This is a genomic window from Corticibacter populi, from assembly GCF_004217315.1.
GTDB lineage: Bacteria > Pseudomonadota > Gammaproteobacteria > Burkholderiales > Burkholderiaceae_C > Lampropedia > Lampropedia populi.
The window spans coordinates 430239-447493 of sequence record NZ_SGWR01000005.1; the positions used below are offsets into that span (position 1 = coordinate 430239).

A 17255-nucleotide genomic window follows, 5' to 3' on the forward strand; every position below is an offset into this window, starting at 1 on the left:
GGCCACCGGCTGGCTTGCCATCACGACGTGCCGGCGCTGGGGTGACGGGCTTACGGGTCAACTACGCCCGCTGGCCTGGCGGCGGCAGCTATCCGACGCCTGGTGCGCTCTTGCGAGCAACACGGATCCGGGCGGTTTGCAATGACCGTCAAGGACTGGGCGGCAGGTGGCTCGTCAGGTGGTAGTGGTAGAAGCGGGTGTCGATCGCCATGCGTGGAAAGCCAAGGGGAAGCCGGGCTTCATCCATGCGAGCGAAACCTTCGCGCTCATAGAAGCGGTGCGCGGCGTGAAACATGGGGGCGGTGCCGAGATAGATATCGGTCATACGCTCGGCTCTGGCCCACGCGAACAGCACGTCGGTCAGCGCTCGGGCCAGACCTGTGCCACGCTGGTGCGGTGCGACGAACAGCTTTCTCAGCGCGCCGGTGTGATGGGTGATGCGCTGCACGCCGATGCATCCCACGATGCGGTCCTGGTGCGTTGGCCATGGCGGTACGGCAACCCAGAATTCGCCACCGCCGGCCCGGTAGCTGGCCTGCACGTCTTGCAGGTCGGGTTGGTCGGTTTCGGTCAGCCCGGTATTGAACTCCCGCTGCTGGATATCGAAGATCAGCCGCAGCAAGGCAGGCTTGTCGCCGCACTGGTAGCGCCGGATGGCATAGGGGATCGGACAACTGGCGCACATGGGCAGATCGGGCGACGTTCAAGGGTGCCGGGAAGTGTACGCAAGCCACGGCACCCTGCAAGGCCCGATGGGCCCCACCTGCCACTCATGGGCTGCGATAGCCCACTTCTTGCTGGCTCCACAGCCCTGCATAGGCGAACAGCGAGGCCTGCCCGCCGGTGTGCAGGAACAGGATGTTCTGGCCTTTGGTGAACACCCCCCGTTCCACCAGCCCCAGCAGGCCATCGAAGGCCTTGCCGGTGTGCACCGGGTCGAGCAGGATCGCTTCCTGCCTGGCCAGCAGGTCGATGGCCTGCAGCGTGCGGGCCGAAGGTTTGCCGAAGCCTGCACCGATGAAGTCGCCGTGGACGTGCACGTCTTCGGGCTGGATGAGGTCGTCGCGGTGGCCCAGCAGGTGCAGCGTTTGTTGCGCCAGCGCGTGCACGTTGGCCTGGACGGCGGCGGCCGGCCCGAGGATGTCGATGCCATGGATGCGCGTGCTGCTGCGCAATAGGGCGTGGCCCGCGAGCAGGCCAGCCTGCGTGCCGCCGGAGCCGGTGGCGTGGACGATGCCATCGAAGCGCAAGCCCAGCGCCTGGGCCTGCGCATGGATTTCCAGGCTGGCATTGGCGTAGCCGGCCGCGCCCAGCGGCGCCGAAGCGCCGACGGGAATCCGGTAGGGCACGCCGCCTTGGTCGCGCAGTTCCCGCGCGGCTTCTTCCAGTGCGGTTTCGGCGTCCGTGCCGCCGGGCACGACGCGCAGGATGGCGTGGAACAGGCGGTCCAGCAGGATGTTGCCGTTGGTGCGGTAGGCGTGGTCGGCATCGTCCAGCCGGTCGTCGATGACGAGTTCGCACTCCAGGCCGGCCGCGGCGGCCGCGGCGGCGGTCTGGCGGCAATGGTTGGATTGCAAGGGACCGGCGGTGATGACGCGGGTGGCGCCATGGCGCAGCGCATCGGCGATCAGGTATTCGAGTTTGCGGGTCTTGTTGCCGCCCAGGCCGAGACCGGTGCAGTCATCGCGTTTGATCCAGAGGTCCGGCCCGCCGAGGTGCCGGCTGATGCGCGGCAGGCGCTGCAGCGGCGTGGGCAGGTGGCAGAAGCGCTCGCGTGGCAATTGATCGAGGGAGGGCATGGTGTGGCAGCAATGGATGAATGGGGGGAAGGCGAGGACGGTGTCAATGCAGAATTTGCTCCAGGAACTCGCGCGCCCGTGGGCTGCTGGGGGCCTGGAAGAACTGCTCTGGTGTATTGGTTTCGACGATGCGGCCGTGGTCCATGAAGACCACCCGATCGGCGACGCGGCGCGCGAAGCCCATCTCATGGGTCACGCACAGCATCGCCACGCCGCTTTGCGCTGCCAGTTCGGTGATGACGTCGAGCACTTCCTTGACCATTTCCGGATCCAGCGCGGAGGTGGGCTCATCGAGCAGCAGCACCTGCGGGTCCAGGCACAGCGCTCGCGCAATCGCCACGCGCTGCTGTTGCCCGCCCGAGAGGCGGGCTGGGTACTTGTCCGCCAGCGCGGCGACGTGCACACGTTGCAGTGCGGCATGGGCGCGGGCGCGTGCTTCGGGGGCCGCGCGGCGCAAGGCCCAGATTTGCCCGAGCGTGAGGTTTTCCAGCACGCTCAGGTGCGGAAACAGGTTGAACTGCTGGAACACCATGCCCACACGGTGGCGCACGTGCTGCAAGTTCCTGCGCCGGTCGTTGACTTCCACGCCATCGACCTCGATGACGCCCTGCTGATGCGCCTCCAGCCGGTTGATGCAGCGGATCAGCGTCGATTTGCCCGAGCCCGACGGGCCGCACACCACGATGCGCTCGCCGCGCGCGAGCTCCAGGTCGATGTCGACCAGCACATGGTGCGGGCCATACCATTTGTGCACGCCATGCATCCGCACGAGCGGTGCGCTACTGGCCTGCGGGGAAGTTTCAATCGCCATGGTGCAGCTTTGCCTCCAGCCAGGCGCCATAGCGCGAGACGATGAAGGACAGGATGAAGTAAACCAGCCCCACCGTCAGGTAGAGCTCCAGGAAGAAGGACTGCCAGGGCAGGTCGGCCAGTGCCGCGCGGGTGGCGCCCATCAGGTCGAACACGCCGATCAGCAGCACCAGCGAAGTGCCTTTGAAGAAATCCAGGAAGGTGGTGACCAGCGCTGGCAACGCCACCCGCAAGGCCTGCGGCAGGATCACCAGCCGCACCGCGTGCCAGCGCGAAAGGCCGATGCTCGCGCCCGCTTCCCACTGGCCGCCCGGCACGGCGCTCAGGCCGCCGCGTATCGCCTCGGCGAAGTAGGCGGCCATGCACAGGGCGATGCCAAACAGCGCGCGCAGCACCTTCGGCGCATCTCCCGCGCTGGGCAGCAGCAGCGGCAGCAGCAACGAGACGGAGAACAGCACCGCGAGCAGCGGCACGCTGCGCATCAACTCGATGTAGGTGGTGCAGAGCAGGCGCAGCGGCGCCTGCCGCGAGCGCCGGCCGAACGCCAGCAGCAGGCCTGCCGGGAAGGCCAGCAGCGTGCTGCCGAGAATCAGCAGCAGCGTCAGCAGCAGGCCGCCCCATTGCTCCGAGCGCACCACCGGCAGCCCCAGCCAGGCGCCGTGCAGCAGCCCGATGACCAGGGCGATGGCCGCGGCCCACAGCAACGCCAGCCAGCGCGACCAGCAGCGCGGCGCGGCGGAGATGCCCAGCGTCAAGGCCAGCAGCGCCAAGGCGGTGCAGGGTCGCCACAGCATGTCGCGCGGAAACAGGCCGACCGCCAGCAGTTGCGCCTTCTCCTGCACGAAGGCCCAGCAGGCGCCTGCCGCCGCCCGGCATTGCTCCGGCCCCGCCGGCAGCAGCACCGCATCCCGGATGCCCCAACGCCAGGCCGCCAGCGCGGCCAGTGCCAGTGCCACGCTCAAGCCGGCCGTGAGGACGGCGTTGTACCAGGGGTGCAATGCCGGGTGATGGTGCCAGCGGCGCTGGCGTTGGCGCTGGCGTTCAGTCCGGCTGGCCATGGCGCGCCTCCAGTCCATGCATCAGCCACGCGATCAGCAGGCCAATCGCACAGTAGCTCACCATCAACAGCAAGACCATCGTCACCGCCTGACCGCTCTGGTTGATGATGGTGTTGCTGACCGACATCACATCCGGAAAGCCGATGGCCACGGCCAACGAACTGTTCTTGACGATGTTGACGTACTGGCTGGTCGTCGGTGCCATGGCAATGCGGGCGGCCTGCGGCAGCACCACCTTGCGCCAGCGCGCCAGCACGCCCAGGCCGATCGCCTTGGCCGCTTCGGTCTGGCCGGTGGGCACGGCGCGAATGGCCGCACGAAACACTTCGGCCAGCGAGCCGCTGGTGTAGACCGACAAACCCGCCAGCAGGGCGCACAGCTCTGGCGAGAGACTGACGCCGCCTGTGACGCGAAAGCCCTGCAGGGTTGGCAGCTCCCATTGCGGCCATTGGCCGCGCCACAGCAATACCGCCAGCGCTGCCAGCAGCGCAGCCGCAACGGGCACCAGCCGCCAGCCGCGCCGGGCGTGCCGTGCCTTGCGCGCGGCGTAACGCAGCCAGGCGATTGCCAGCAGCGCCGCCAATAGCGCAGCAGTGGCCGCCCACCAGCCGGCGCCCGCCGCGTCCAGCCGTGGCAGCCACAGCCCGCGGTTGCTCAACAGCACGCCAGGCAGCGGCGACCAGGCCGAGCGCAAGGCCGGCAGGCTGGTCGTCAGCAACGCATACCAGGCGAACAACTGCAGCAGCAGCGGGACGTTGCGGACCGCCTCGACCACCGCTGCCGCCAGGCGGCTCAGCAGCGGATTGCTGGAAAGCCGCGCCGCCGCCAGCAGCAGACCGAGGCCGCTGGCCAGTGCGATCGCGCAGGCCGACACCAGCAAGGTGTTGAGCAAGCCTGCCAGCAGCGCACGGGCGTAGCTGTCCGCGCCCGAGTAGCGAATCAGCGATTCGCTCAGGTCGAAGTTGGCCGGATAGGCCAGGAAGGACAGATCGAGCGCCAGGCCAGGGCGCTGCGGCCCCGATTGCCAGACCGCCACGACGGCCAGGAACAGCGCGACGGGCAATACCGACGCCAGCAGCGATGGCCAGATGCGCGTGGTGCGCCGGTGTTCTGCCGGCGGTTGGCGAGATGCTGCGGACATGGGTATGGATCGGCGCATGGATGCACTTACAGGGGTGGTGCGTACTGCAGGCCGCCGCGCGTGTAGAGATCGTTCAGGCCGCGCTCCAGACCGAGCACCGTGTCCTTGCCGAGGTGGCGCTCGAACAGTTCGCCGTAGTTGCCCAGGTGCTTGATGATGTCGTAGGCCCAGGATTCACGCAGCCCCAGCGCCTTGCCGTTGCCCGGCGTGAAGCCCAGCAACTGCCGGATCGTCGGATTCTTTGTATCGCGAATTTCTGGGCTGTCGATATTCTTCGAGGTCACGCCCAGTTCCTCGGCGGTGACCAGCGCAAACAGCGTCCAGCGGACGATGTCGGCAAAGCGCGCATCGCCCTCGCGCACCACCGGGCCGAGCGGCGATTTGGCAATGCGCTCGGGCAGGATCACGTAATCGTCCGGCTTGGGTGCGCGCGTGGCGCGAAAGCCTGCCAGGCCGGACGAGTCGTAGCCCAGTGCGTCACAGCGCCCGGCGAAGAAAGCGGACACCAGCTCGGCCTGGCTTTCGAACGCAATCGGCGTGAAGGTCTTCTCCAGCCCTTCGTAGTAGCTGCGGAAATGCGCTTCGCCGGTGCCGCCTTGCGGCAGGCAGATGGTGGCGCCGTCTAGCTCCTTGGCACTCTTGACACCCAGATCCTTGCGCACCAGCAGGGCCAGGCCGTCATAGAAATTCACGCCGGTCCAGTCCAGGCCCAGCGATGCATCGCGCTGCAATGTCCAGGTGGCGGTGCGCGTCAGCACGTCCACCTCGCCGGCCGAGAGCGTGGCAAAGCGCACTTGATCGGACAACGGCACGTAGCGGGTTTTCTCCGGGGTGCCAAGAATGGCGATAGCGATGGCGCGGCACAGGTCGACATCGAAGCCCGACCATTGGCCATCACTGCCGGGCAGGGCAAAACCGGCCGTGCCGGGCGCGACGCCGCAAATCAAGGTATCGCGTTGCTTGACTGCATCAAGATCCTTGCCGGCCCAGGCGACGGGGCTGGTTGCGGCGATACCAAGGGCGCTGACCAGCGCCAGCAGTGTTTTCTTCAACATGAAAAGCTCCTGAGAGAGGAAGGGGAGAGAGGTGCCGACGCTGCGGCGGTGTGGGTAAGGCGAGGGGCGACGTCAACACCTGTCGGCGCCGATGCGTTCGAGGTTGCGCCGTACGGCGTTGATGAAGATCTGTGCGCTGGCGGAGAGCTTGCGGCCCCGCCGGGTGATGAGATTGACCTCGGCGTTGCTGAGGATGTCGCTGGCCACCGGCATGGCGGTGATGCCGCTGCTGGCGCCATAGATGGCGCAGCCCGGCACCAGCGCGACGCCCAGGCCGCTGCGCACGTACTGAACCAGTGCGCCCAGCGAGTTGGTCTTGAAGGAAAAGCCCAGCGAGATGTTGGCCGCCCGCTCGGCTTCATGGATCAGCCGGCGCAATGCCGAGATGTTTTGCGGCACGCCGACGTTGTATTGCGCAATGTCGCCTAGCTCGACCGGAGCTGACAGGTGTGCCGCCGGGTGCTGCGGCGCTACCAGCAGGACGATCGGACTGGGCGCCCGCGCGGCCACCAGCAGTTCTTCGTCATAGCCGACGTTGTAGGAGAGTCCGAAGTCGGCCATGCCGTTGGTCAGGATGTCCTTGAGCATGCCGATGTCGGCGACCTGCAGCTCCACTGCGATGTTCGGGTAGGTTTGCGTGAAGTCCCTCAGCACGTGGTCGATCAGCCCATTGACGAACACTTCTCCCGTCGCAATCGACAGATAGCCGGTGCGCAGCGCCCGCAGATCCTCGATCTGGGTACGCAGCGCATCGGTTTCATTGACGTAGTTCTGGTGGTACTTGACGAACAGCTTGCCGGCTTCGGTGGGGGCGATGCCATGGCGGCGGCGCTCGATCAGCGCAATGCCGAACTCATCCTCCAGCTTGCGGATGTTGCGGCTGACCGATGACGGGTCCACGTCCAGCAATGCAGCCGCGGCGGAAAGCGAGCCGCGCTCGATGGCTAGCGTGAGGCTGATTAATTGTTTATGTTCCATGGGGTGGTTCAGGGCTGAGTGGAGTCTATTTTCTTTTTCGAACCGTGGTTATGCAGTGAATTTTGAGAGTTGTGCGTGCATCGCAAAAATAGAAATAGTTATTTGCTAATAACAGTTTCCTGGGTGGCGGCGGTAATGCCTGGATCGTGGTGGCGATTCATTTGAAAAGCAGCGGTGCGCCACGCTGGCAGAGCTTTGTAGCGACACGGGAAGCTGCTGATGCTTTGTTGATTTGCTTTCTTTTGTTGTCTTTTGACGTCAATGGATTCGATGTTGGTGATTGGCTGCCACTAGCTGCACCTGTTGTCACCAGCCTCTGGACTGCTGGCGTTTTGGCCGGCCTGCACTTCGTGTTTCGGTAGGCGGCACTTTGCAGTGCTCGTGTGCATTACTAGTCGCCATTTGCCGTCGGTCCTTAAATGCTGGAGTAAGAAAGATATAAGAAAACAATTGTTCGGTGGTTTTCGGCGGCGACGTAGAGTCCTCGGCTTTATCTCGTTTCCAAAAAAGCTTTGGACATCCCATGACCCACATACCACAAGGCTGGGGCGAAGGCCCCGGCGGCGATTACGAGGCGCTGGCGCAGCGCTTTCGCGGCCTGTTCGATGAAATTCGCGCTGGTGCGATCGAGCGCGAGCGCGGCCTGCCGCACCAGGAGGTACGCCAACTGGCCGATGCGGGCCTGACGGCGCTGCGCGTGCCCAAGGAATACGGCGGCGGCGGGGCGACGCTGAGCGAATTCTTCGCGCTGTTGATCGAGCTGGGGGCGGCCGATTCCAACCTCGTGCAGGCCATCCGTGCGCATGCCGGTTTTGTCGAGGTGGTGCTCAACTCCAAGCGTGGCGAGTGGCGCGAACGTTGGCTGCGGCGCATTGCCGAAGGTGCGCTGGTGGGCCCTGGCCGCGGCGAGCGCGGCGACGAGGTCAAGCAGGGCGTGCTGGGCACGCGGCTGTCCAAGCAGGGCGAGCAATGGATTCTGAATGGCACCAAGTTCTACTCCACCGGGCTGGCCTATGCCGATTGGGCCGACGTGGGCGCAGTCGGCGACGATGGCACGCCGTATGCCGTGGTGGTGCGCCGCGATGCGCCTGGCGTGGAGGTGGTGGACGACTGGAACGGCTTTGGTCAGCGCCTGACTTCCAGCGGCACCACGCATTACCGCAACGTCGTGGTCGATGCGGCGGAGATCCGCTCGGACGACGAAAAATTCCCGTACTCGCAGGCGTTCTACCAGCTGTTCCACCTGGCCAACATCGCCGGCATTGGCCGCGCCGTCGCGGATGAAACGGCTGCGCTGGTGCGCGAGCGCAAGCGCAGCTTCAGCAGCGGCAATGCGCCGCTGGTGCGCGACGATCCGCAGATCCTGGAGGTGGTCGGCCGCCTGCGCGGCGCCGCCTACAGCGCCGGGGCCATCGTGCTGCAGAACGCGCGTGCCATCGAGCGCGCCTGGCAGGCCAGTGCCAGCGGTGATGAGGCTGCCACGCGCGCGGCACGCGAGATCGTCGACCTGGAGGTGGCACAGGCGCAGACCATCGTGATCGAGTTGATCCTGCTATCGTCCTCGCACCTGTTCGACGCGCTGGGTGCGTCGTCCACGCTGCCGCAGCATGGGCTGGACCGCTTCTGGCGCAACGTGCGCACGCTGGCCACGCACAACCCGCGCGTCTACAAGGACCGCATCGCCGGCGATTTCGCCGTCAACGGCACGCCGGCGCAGGACCAGTGGAAGATTGGCGTGGTGTGAGTGGGTGCCGCGCATTCTCCGTGCGGCCATTTATGCGGCCATTCACGGACAAGTCCTTGGCTTGTAATCACCCTGATCCGCCCGAGCTCGTGCATTCTTGCCGCCTCTGCCCGCGCTTGCCCAGGCGTTCTGCCATGCGGGCGGCGGGTTGATGCTTCAGCCGCAGCGCAGTTCTGCGGGCCTGTACGTGGTCTCACGCTGAGATCATGAACAGGTTCTCAGTCCTGTGACTACTCCTGTTGCCCCGCAAACTGCGCCGCATACAGCCGCGCATAGCTGCCGCCGGCGGCCAGCAGTTCGGCGTGGCGGCCTTGCTCGACGATGCGGCCGGCCTCCATCACGATGATGCGGTCGGCATCGCGGATGGTGGAGAGGCGGTGCGCGATGATGAAGCTGGTGCGCTCGGCGCGCAGGGCGTTCATGGCCTTTTGCAGCAGCAGTTCGGTGCGGGTGTCCACCGAGCTGGTGGCCTCGTCGAGGATGAGTACGCTGGGCTGCGCCAGGAAGGCGCGGGCGATGGTGATGAGCTGGCGCTGGCCGACCGAGAGGCTGGAGGCCTCGTCGTCCAGCACCGTGTCGTAGCCATCGGGCAGGCGGCGTACGAAGGCATCGACGTAGGTGGCGCGGGCGGCTTCGAGGATCTCCGCCGGCGTGGCATCGGGGCGGCCATAGGCGATGTTGGCGCGGATGCTGCCGCCAAACAGCCAGGTGTCCTGCAACACCATGGCGGTGCGGCGGCGCAGTTGCGCGCGGGCCATGGTGCGGATGTCCATGCCGTCGAGGGTGATGCGCCCCTGGTCGATCTCGTAGAAGCGCAGGATGAGGTTGACCAGCGTGGTCTTGCCCGAGCCGCTGGGCCCGACGATGGCGATGGATTCGCCGGGTTCGACGGTCAGTGTCAGGTCTTCGATCAGCGGCTTGTCGGGCTGGTAGCGAAAGCGCACGTGTTCAAACACCAGGCGGCCGCAATGGGTGGCCGGCACGGCTGGCACGGTGGGGTCGGGCGTTTGCTCCTGCGCGTCGAGCAGTTCGAACACGCGCTCGGCGCTGGCTGCGCCGGACTGCACCAGGTTGACCAGCGAGCCGAGCTGGCTGAGCGGCTGGGTGAACTGGCGCGAGTACTGGATGAAGGCCTGCACGCCGCCCAGCGTGATGCTGCCTGCCGCCACCATCAGCCCACCGGCGACGGCCACCACGACGTAGGCGAGGTTGCCGATGAACATCATCGCCGGCATCACGATGCCGCTGAGGAATTGTGCGCCGAAGCTGGCTTCGTAGAGCTGCTGGTTCTGCTGTGCGAAACGCCGGGTGACTTCGCGCCAGCGCCCGAACACGCGCACCAGTGCGTGGCCGCTGTAGGCCTCCTCGATCTGTGCGTTGAGCTCGCCGGTCAGCGCCCATTGCGCGGTGAACAGCCGTTTGGAGCGCCGCGCGATCAGGCGCGTGATGGCGAACACCAGCGGAATCACCAGCAGCGTCAGCAGCGCCAGTGGCACGGAGACGATGAACATCATCACGCCCACGCCCAGCAGCGTCAGCACCGAATTGAGCATCTGGTTGAAGGTTTGCTGCAGGCTTTGCGAGAGGTTGTCGATGTCGTTGGTGACGCGGCTGAGCAGTTCGCCGCGCGGCATGGTGTCGAAGTAGGCCAGCGGCAGGCGGTGCAGCTTGGCCTCGACGCGCTCGCGCAGCCGCCAGGTGGTGCGCTGGGTGATGCGGTTGAGCAGCCATGCTTGCGCCCAGCCGAACAGCGCCGAGAACAGGTACAACGCCACGGCAGCGGCGAGAAAACGCGCCAGCAGCGGGAAGTCGATGGCGATCGCGGGGCTGCTGGCCGCGGTGTCTGTCATGTCGGCAGGGGCGCCGGTCACGCCCGCGACGATGACGTTGGTGGCCTCGCCCAGCAGCAGCGGTCCCAGCGCCGAGAGCGCCACGCTGGCCGCACTCAGCAGCAGCGCCAGCACGATGGCTCGGCGCTCGGGGGCCAGCAGGCTGGCGATGCGCCGCAGCGCGCCACGCAGATCGCGCGAGCGCTCGGTGGGCACGCCATGCTGGGGCATGCCCGGGCCGTTGCGGGAGGAGGTGTGCGACGTGCTGCTCATGGCCGCCCCTCCTGGGGGGTGTTTTCAGTGGGCGTCTGCTCCATCTGGCTGCGCGCGATTTCGGCATAGGCGGGGCAGTCGTGCAGCAGCTCCTCGTGCGTGCCGCGGGCACTGATGCGGCCGTCTTCCAGCAGCAGGATCTGATCGGCACTGGTGATGGAGGCGATGCGCTGCGCCACGACGATGCGGGTGGCGCCATCGCTGTGGCTGGCCAGTGCCTGGCGCAGGCGGGCGTCGGTGGCGGTGTCCAGGGCCGAGAAGGAGTCGTCGAACAGGTAGATGCGCGGGCGCCTGACCACGGCGCGGGCGATCGACAGGCGCTGGCGCTGGCCACCGGAGACGTTGGTGCCACCCTGCGCGATCGGTGCCTGCAGGCCTTGCGGGAGCTGGGCGACGAAATCGCGCGCCTGGGCGATTTCCAGCGCCTGCCACAGTTGTGCGTCGCTGGCCTGCGGGTCGCCATAGCGCAGGTTCGAGGCCACGGTGCCGGAGAACAGGTAAGGCCGCTGCGGCACCAGCGCGAGTTGGGCGTACAGCGTGTCCTCATGCAGTGTCCGCACGTCCACGCCGCCAATGCGCACACTGCCGGCGGTGGCGTCGAACAGCCGCGCGGCCAGGTTCACCAGCGTGGTCTTGCCGCTGCCGGTGGCGCCGACGATGGCCGTGGTGGTGCCGGGTGCGGCGGTGAAGCGGATGTTTTGCAGCACCGGGCGCTCGGCGCCGGGGTAGGAGAAATCGACGTCGCAAAACTCCAGCAGGCCGGGCGTGGGCACGGTGGTCGCCGTGCCGTCCAGGCGCACACTGGGGCTGGTGTTCAGCACTTCGCCGATGCGCCGTGCCGAGACGGCCGCGCGCGGCGCGATGAAGGCCAGCATGGTCGAGATCAGAATCGCCATCAGCAACTGCACCAGGTAGCTCAGGAAGGCGATCAGCGCCCCTACCTCCATGCCCGCCTCGATGCGGCTGGCGCCAAACCACACGACTGCCACGCTGGTGAGGTTGAGGATCAGCATCGAGACCGGGAACATCAGTGCGAACAGCCGGCCCACGCCCAGCGCGGTCTCGGTAATGGCCGTGTTGGCCTGGGCGAAGCGCTGCGTCTCCACGTCCTCGGTGACGAAGGCGCGGATCACGCGGATGCCCGAGAGCTGCTCGCGCAGCACGCGGTTGAGGTCATCGGTCTGGCCCTGCATGCGCTCGAACAGCGGCAGCATGCGCGAGATGATCAGCCCCAGCACCACCAGCAATACCGGCACGGCCAGCACCATCACGCGCGAGAGCGCCACATCCAGGCTCAGCGCCATGGCCACGCCACCAACGGCCAGGAACAGCGAGGTGAAGGCCATGGAGCAAACCATCAATACCAGCATCTGCACCTGCTGCACGTCGTTGGTGCTGCGCGTGAGCAGGCTGGGCGCGCCGAACTGCTGCACCTCGCGTTCGGAGAACTGCGCCACCTGCGCGAATACCGCCGCGCGCAGATCGCGCCCCAGCCGCATCGCCACCTTGGCGCCGAACCACACGGCGGCAATGGCTGCGGCGATCTGCAGCAGCGACACGCCAAGCATCACCGCGCCCGTGGTGACGATGTGGCCGGTATCGCCGGTCAGGACACCCCGGTCGATGATGTCGGCGTTGAGCTTGGGCAGGTACAGCGAGGCCAGCGACTGCAGCAATTGCAGCAGCCCAACGGCCAGCAGCAGCGCACTGTAGGGGCGCAGGAAACGCCGCAACAGCGTTGGCAGCATGGTGACTCCGGGAGAGTGATTGGTTGTCAAGGAAACGCTGGATTATTCAGCGTTTCTCGAAGGGCGATCGGGCCTTGGCAATGATCCTGGAAACGGCAGTTGAACGCGCTCTGACCCGGCAGGTCAGCGGCAACGAAGCAGCACATTTCAATGTTCATGCGGCTTTGCACAAGAGCGCGAGCGGTCGACTGCCGTTTCCAGGATTATCTGCCCGCATCACCGGTGGTCGTGGTGCGGGCGGTTAGTGGCTCGCCTGATGCCTCGCCTGTCGCCTCGCCGCCCAGCACCTTGTAGAGCATGACCCGGTTGGTGGCTTCCGTCAGGGCCAGCGAGATCAGGCCCTGCTCGGCGCTGTAGAGGTTGCGCTGGGCGGTGAGCGCTTCGAGTGAGCTGTCGACTCCTTCGCGCCAGCGGGCGTCGGCCAGGGTGTGGCTGCGCGCGGTGGCTACCACCAGCGCGCGCTGTGCGTCCAGCCGCGCGTCGATGCGGGCGCGTTCGTCGAGCGCGTCGGCCACTTCGCTAAAGGCGGTCTGGATGGCTTTTTCGTACTCGGCCACGGTGATGTCGCGCGAGAGGGTGGCCACGTCCAGCTCCGCCTGCAAGGCGCCGGCACTGAAGATGGGCACGGTGATGTTGGGCACGAAGGACCAGATGCGGCTGGCGCCGTTGAACAGATCCGAGAGCGTGCTGCTGCCGACGCCAGCCGAAGTGGTCAGCGAGAAGCTGGGGAAGAATGCGGCGCGCGCGGCGCCGATGTTGGCGTTCGCCGCTTGCAGCTCGTATTCTGCAGCCAGCACGTCCGGGCGTTGCAGCAGCACGCTGGAGTCGAGCCTGGCGGGCAGCGGCGCCAGCGCCACAAGGTCGGCCAGTGGCTGCTCTGGCGCCGGCAGCAGTGCCTCGGGAATGGGCGCCCCCACCAGCAGGTCAAGCGCATTGCGCGCCTGTGCCAGCGTGGTGTCGTAGCTGGCGACGTCGGCGCGCGCGGTCTCGACGCTGGCCTGCATCGAGGCCAGATCGACGCCGGAGACCATCCCTTCGTCATGGCGCAGCTGCGTCAACGCCAGCGAGCGTTGCTGGCTTTGCAGGGTTTGCCGCGCCAGCGCCAGTTGTTGCTGGTAGGCGGCCACGTTCAGCCACTGGCTGGCGACTTCGGCAATCAGGCTCAGGCGGGTGCTGCGCTGCGTTTCGGCCGTGGCGAGGTAGCTTTGCAGCGCCTGGTCGCGCAGGCTGCGCACGCGGCCGAACAGGTCCAGCTCCCAACTGCTGAGGCCGACTTCGGCGCTGTAGTTGCGGCTGGTGGTGCCACTGGCGCTGCGCGCGGCGCTTTGGCCGCCGGCGGCGTTGACGGTGGGCCACTGCGCCGCATCCTGAATGCGGTACTGCGCGCGAGCCTGCTCGATGTTGAGCAGCGCCACGCGCAGGTCGCGGTTGTGCGCCAGCGCGGTGGCGATGACCTGTTGCAGGCGCGCGTCGATGAAGACTTCGCGCCAGTCGGGCAGTTGCCACTCGACGGCCGTGGCGCTGGCGCTGCTGCCTGCCGGCGTCGACCATTGCTGCGGCACGGGCGCCGCCGGGCGCTCGTAGTCAGGCGCCAGGCTGGCGCAACCGGCCAGCACGAGTGCAAGGCTGGTGGACAGGAGTGTTTGCTTGCGACGCATCAGATGGCCTCCGGTGGCACGGCTGTATTTGGGGTCTCGCCGTGCGCCTCGTCTGCGGCGCGGGGCTTGGTGGGAAACAGGCTGCGCACGAGCACGTAGAACAGCGGCACGAAGAAGATGCCCAGCAGGGTCGAGGCCAGTGTGCCGCCGAACACGCCGGTGCCCAGCGAATGGCGCCCGCCCGCGCCTGCGCCCGTGCTGACGACCAGCGGCAGCACGCCGAGCAGAAAGGCCAGCGAGGTCATCAGGATGGGCCGCAGGCGCATGCGCGCGGCATGCAGCGTGGCCTCGATCAGCGATTGGCCCTTTTCCTCCAGTTCCTTGGCGAATTCGACGATGAGGATGCCGTTCTTGGCTGCCAGGCCGACGGTGGCCAGCAGGCCGACCTGGAAGTAGACGTCGTTGGACAGGCCACGCAGCGAGGTCAGCAGCACCGCGCCGACGATGCCGATGGGCACGGCCAGCATCACCGAGAACGGCACCGACCAGCTTTCGTACAACGCCGCCAGGCACAGGAACACGAACAGCAGCGAGACGGCGTACAGCAGCGGCGCCTGCGAGCCCGAGAGCTGCTCCTGGTAGGACAGGCCCGACCAGGCGTAGCCCATGCCCGAGGGCAGCTCGCCGACCAGCCGGGCGATGTCGTCCATCGCGGTGCCGGAGCTGACGCCCGAGGCCGGCTCGCCGGTGATTTCCATCGAGGCCGTGCCGTTGAAGCGCGCCAGCGAGGCCGGTGCAAAGCTCCAGCCGCTGGTGGCGAAGGCATCGAAGGGCACCATCGCGCCGTCGCTGTTGCGCACCGACCAGCGGTTGATGTCCTGCGGCAGCATGCGCGCATCGGCCTGGCCTTGCACGTACACGCGCTTGATGCGGCCGCGGTCGATGAAATCGTTGACGTAGGAGCCGCCCATGGCGATCGACAAGGTGTCGTTGATGTCGCCGATGGTGAGGTTCTGCGCCGCCGCCTTGGCATCGTCGATGGCGATGTCGAAGGTGGGCGCGTCCTCGGCGCTGCCGTAGCGCACATTGATCAACGAGGGTTGTTGGGCAGCCCTGGCCAGCAGTTGCTCGCGCGCGGCGACCAGGGCCTCGTGGCCGGCGCCGCCCAGGTCCTGCAATTGCAGGGTGAAGCCCGCGCTCTGGCCCATGCCGGGGATGCCCGAAGGCGCCATGGCGAAGATTTCGGCATCCTTGATGCCGGCCATCGCCATCGTGATGCGCATGCCGATCGCCTGTGCGTCGGCCTCGCGCAGCGACCAGTCCTTGAGCTTGACGAAGCCCATGCCGCTGTTCTGTCCGCTGCCGCCGAAGCTGAAGCCGGCCACGGCCATGACGGATTCGACCTCCGGCTGCTCCAGCGCGTAGTCGGAGAGCTGGTCCATCACGTCCAGCGTCAGCTCCTGCGTCGCGCCGGGCGGCAGCTTGACCTGCACCATCAGAATGCCCTGGTCTTCATCCGGCACGAAGGCGGTGGGCAGGCGCATGAACAGCACCGCCAGCGCACCGATCAGCAGGGCGTAGCCCAGCAGGCCCAGCACGCGCTGGCCCAGCAGGCCGCGCACACCATCGTGGTAGCGGCCGGTGACGCGCTCGAAGCCTCGGTTGAACGCGGCGAAGAAGCGCCCCAGCGGCCCGCGCGGCGGTGCTTCGCTGCCCTCGGGTACGTGCTTGAGGATGGTGGCGCACAGCGCCGGGGTGAGGGTGATGGCGACCAGCAGCGACAGCAGCATGGCCGCGGCAATGGTCACCGAGAACTGGCGGTAGATCATGCCGGTGGAGCCGCCGAAGAACGCCATCGGCAGGAACACGGCCGTCAGCACCAGCGCGATGCCGATCAGCGCGCCGGTGATCTGCCCCATCGACTTGCGCGTGGCCGCGCGCGGCGACAGGCCCTCCTCGCGCATCAGGCGCTCGACGTTCTCGACCACCACGATGGCATCATCGACCAGCAGGCCGATCGCCAGCACCATCGCGAACATGCTCAGCGTGTTGATCGAGTAGCCCAGCGCCGCCAGCACGCCAAAGGTGCCCATCAGCACCACCGGCACGGCGATCGCCGGAATCAGCGTGGCGCGCCAGTTCTGCAGGAACAGGTACATGATGAGCACCACCAGCGCGATGGCCTCCAGCAGCGTCTTGGCGACTTCCTTGATGGAGATTTCCACGAACGGCGTGGTGTCGTAGGCGATCGCGTAGGTCAGCCCTGCCGGGAAGAATTCCGACAACTCTTTCAAGCGCGCGTCCACTGCTTCCGATACGTTCAGCGCATTGGCGCCGCTGGCCAGCTCGATGCCGATGCCCGCCGCCGGCTTGCCGTTGAAGAAGCTGACCATGTTGTAGCCCTCACTGCCCAGCTCCACGGTGGCCACGTCGCCCAGTCGCACCAGTGCGCCGCCGGGGTCGGACTTGAGCACGATCTGGCGGAACTGCTCGGCCGTCTGCAGGCGGCTGCGCGCGGAGATGGTGGCATTCAGGCGCTGGCCCTGCACCTGCGGCAGCGCGCCCAGCGCGCCGGAGGAAACATCGCTGTTCTGGGCCTGGATGGCGCTGGCGATGTCCGAAGGCATCAATGCATAGGTGCGCAGCTTGTCCGGGTCGAGCCAGATGCGCATCGCATACTTCGAGCCCATCACCTGCACGTTGCCCACGCCGGAGACGCGGCTGATCGGATCCTGCAGCGTGGCGCTCATGTAGTCGGCGATGTCGGTACGGTCCATGCTGCCGTCTTCGGAGAAGAACGACAGCACCATGAAGATGTTGCCCGAGGATTTGCTGACGGTGACGCCATCGTTCTGCACCGCATCGGGCAGCATGGACTCGGCCTGCTGCAGCTTGTTCTGCACCTGCACCTGGGCGGTGTCCGGATCGGTGCCGGACTCGAAGGTCAGCGTGACCTGCGCGCTGCCTGACGACGAGCTCGACGAGGACATGTACATCAGGTTGTCCAGCCCGGTCATCTGCTGCTCGATGACCTGGGTGACCGAGTTCTCGACCGTCTCGGCCGACGCACCGTTGTAGGAAGCGCTGATCGACACCGAAGGCGGCGCGATGTCCGGGTACTGCTCCAGCGGCAATGAAGTGATGGACAGAATGCCCGCCAGCGTGATGACGATGGCGATCACCCAGGCAAAGATCGGGCGATCGATGAAAAAGCGTGACATG

General features: G+C 66.8%; 12 protein-coding genes. 1 reads left to right on the forward strand and 11 read right to left on the reverse strand.

The genetic code is table 11. The features are described 5' to 3' along the window. Positions 1-148: 148 nt before the first annotated feature. The 7 genes from EV687_RS18525 to EV687_RS18555 form a co-directional block, all read right to left on the reverse strand. Positions 149-622, reverse strand: a complete 474-nt coding sequence (locus EV687_RS18525; protein ID WP_165392841.1) for a GNAT family N-acetyltransferase — start codon at positions 620-622, stop codon at positions 149-151. 148 nt (positions 623-770) lie between these two features. Next, positions 771-1799, reverse strand: coding sequence for a D-cysteine desulfhydrase family protein (locus EV687_RS18530; protein ID WP_122225834.1), 1029 nt, complete (start codon positions 1797-1799; stop codon positions 771-773). A gap of 43 nt (positions 1800-1842) precedes the next feature. After that, the gene (locus EV687_RS18535; protein WP_122225835.1) at positions 1843-2610 is read right to left on the reverse strand and encodes an amino acid ABC transporter ATP-binding protein; all 768 of its coding nucleotides are present in this window, start codon (positions 2608-2610) and stop codon (positions 1843-1845) included. After that, positions 2600-3667, reverse strand: coding sequence for an amino acid ABC transporter permease (locus tag EV687_RS18540; RefSeq protein WP_122225836.1), 1068 nt, complete (start codon positions 3665-3667; stop codon positions 2600-2602). The genes EV687_RS18535 and EV687_RS18540 overlap by 11 nt, the downstream gene beginning before the upstream one ends. Then, positions 3651-4808, reverse strand: a complete 1158-nt coding sequence (locus tag EV687_RS18545; RefSeq protein WP_162846494.1) for an ABC transporter permease subunit — start codon at positions 4806-4808, stop codon at positions 3651-3653. Before EV687_RS18545 ends, EV687_RS18540 begins: the two co-directional genes overlap by 17 nt. Positions 4809-4834: 26 nt before the next feature. Then, complete coding sequence (locus EV687_RS18550) at positions 4835-5863, reverse strand: amino acid ABC transporter substrate-binding protein (protein WP_207226505.1); 1029 nt, start codon at positions 5861-5863, stop codon at positions 4835-4837. A gap of 72 nt (positions 5864-5935) precedes the next feature. Then, complete coding sequence (locus EV687_RS18555; RefSeq protein ID WP_122225838.1) at positions 5936-6841, reverse strand: LysR family transcriptional regulator; 906 nt, start codon at positions 6839-6841, stop codon at positions 5936-5938. A 523-nt stretch (positions 6842-7364) separates the two neighbouring features. On the opposite strand from EV687_RS18555, the gene EV687_RS18560 reads away from it, so the two are divergent. Then, on the forward strand, positions 7365-8585 hold the full coding sequence (locus EV687_RS18560; RefSeq protein ID WP_122225839.1) for an acyl-CoA dehydrogenase family protein: 1221 nt from the start codon (positions 7365-7367) through the stop codon (positions 8583-8585). A 230-nt stretch (positions 8586-8815) separates the two neighbouring features. Here EV687_RS18560 and EV687_RS18565 read toward each other — a convergent pair whose 3' ends face one another. The 4 genes from EV687_RS18565 to EV687_RS18580 form a co-directional block, all read right to left on the reverse strand. After that, the gene (locus EV687_RS18565; protein WP_122225840.1) at positions 8816-10687 is read right to left on the reverse strand and encodes an ABC transporter ATP-binding protein; all 1872 of its coding nucleotides are present in this window, start codon (positions 10685-10687) and stop codon (positions 8816-8818) included. Continuing rightward, positions 10684-12435, reverse strand: a complete 1752-nt coding sequence (locus EV687_RS18570; protein WP_122225841.1) for an ABC transporter ATP-binding protein — start codon at positions 12433-12435, stop codon at positions 10684-10686. Before EV687_RS18570 ends, EV687_RS18565 begins: the two co-directional genes overlap by 4 nt. Positions 12436-12638: 203 nt before the next feature. After that, positions 12639-14093, reverse strand: coding sequence for an efflux transporter outer membrane subunit (locus EV687_RS18575; protein ID WP_122225842.1), 1455 nt, complete (start codon positions 14091-14093; stop codon positions 12639-12641). After that, complete coding sequence (locus EV687_RS18580; RefSeq protein WP_122225843.1) at positions 14093-17254, reverse strand: efflux RND transporter permease subunit; 3162 nt, start codon at positions 17252-17254, stop codon at positions 14093-14095. The genes EV687_RS18575 and EV687_RS18580 overlap by 1 nt, the downstream gene beginning before the upstream one ends. Position 17255: the final 1 nt, after the last annotated feature.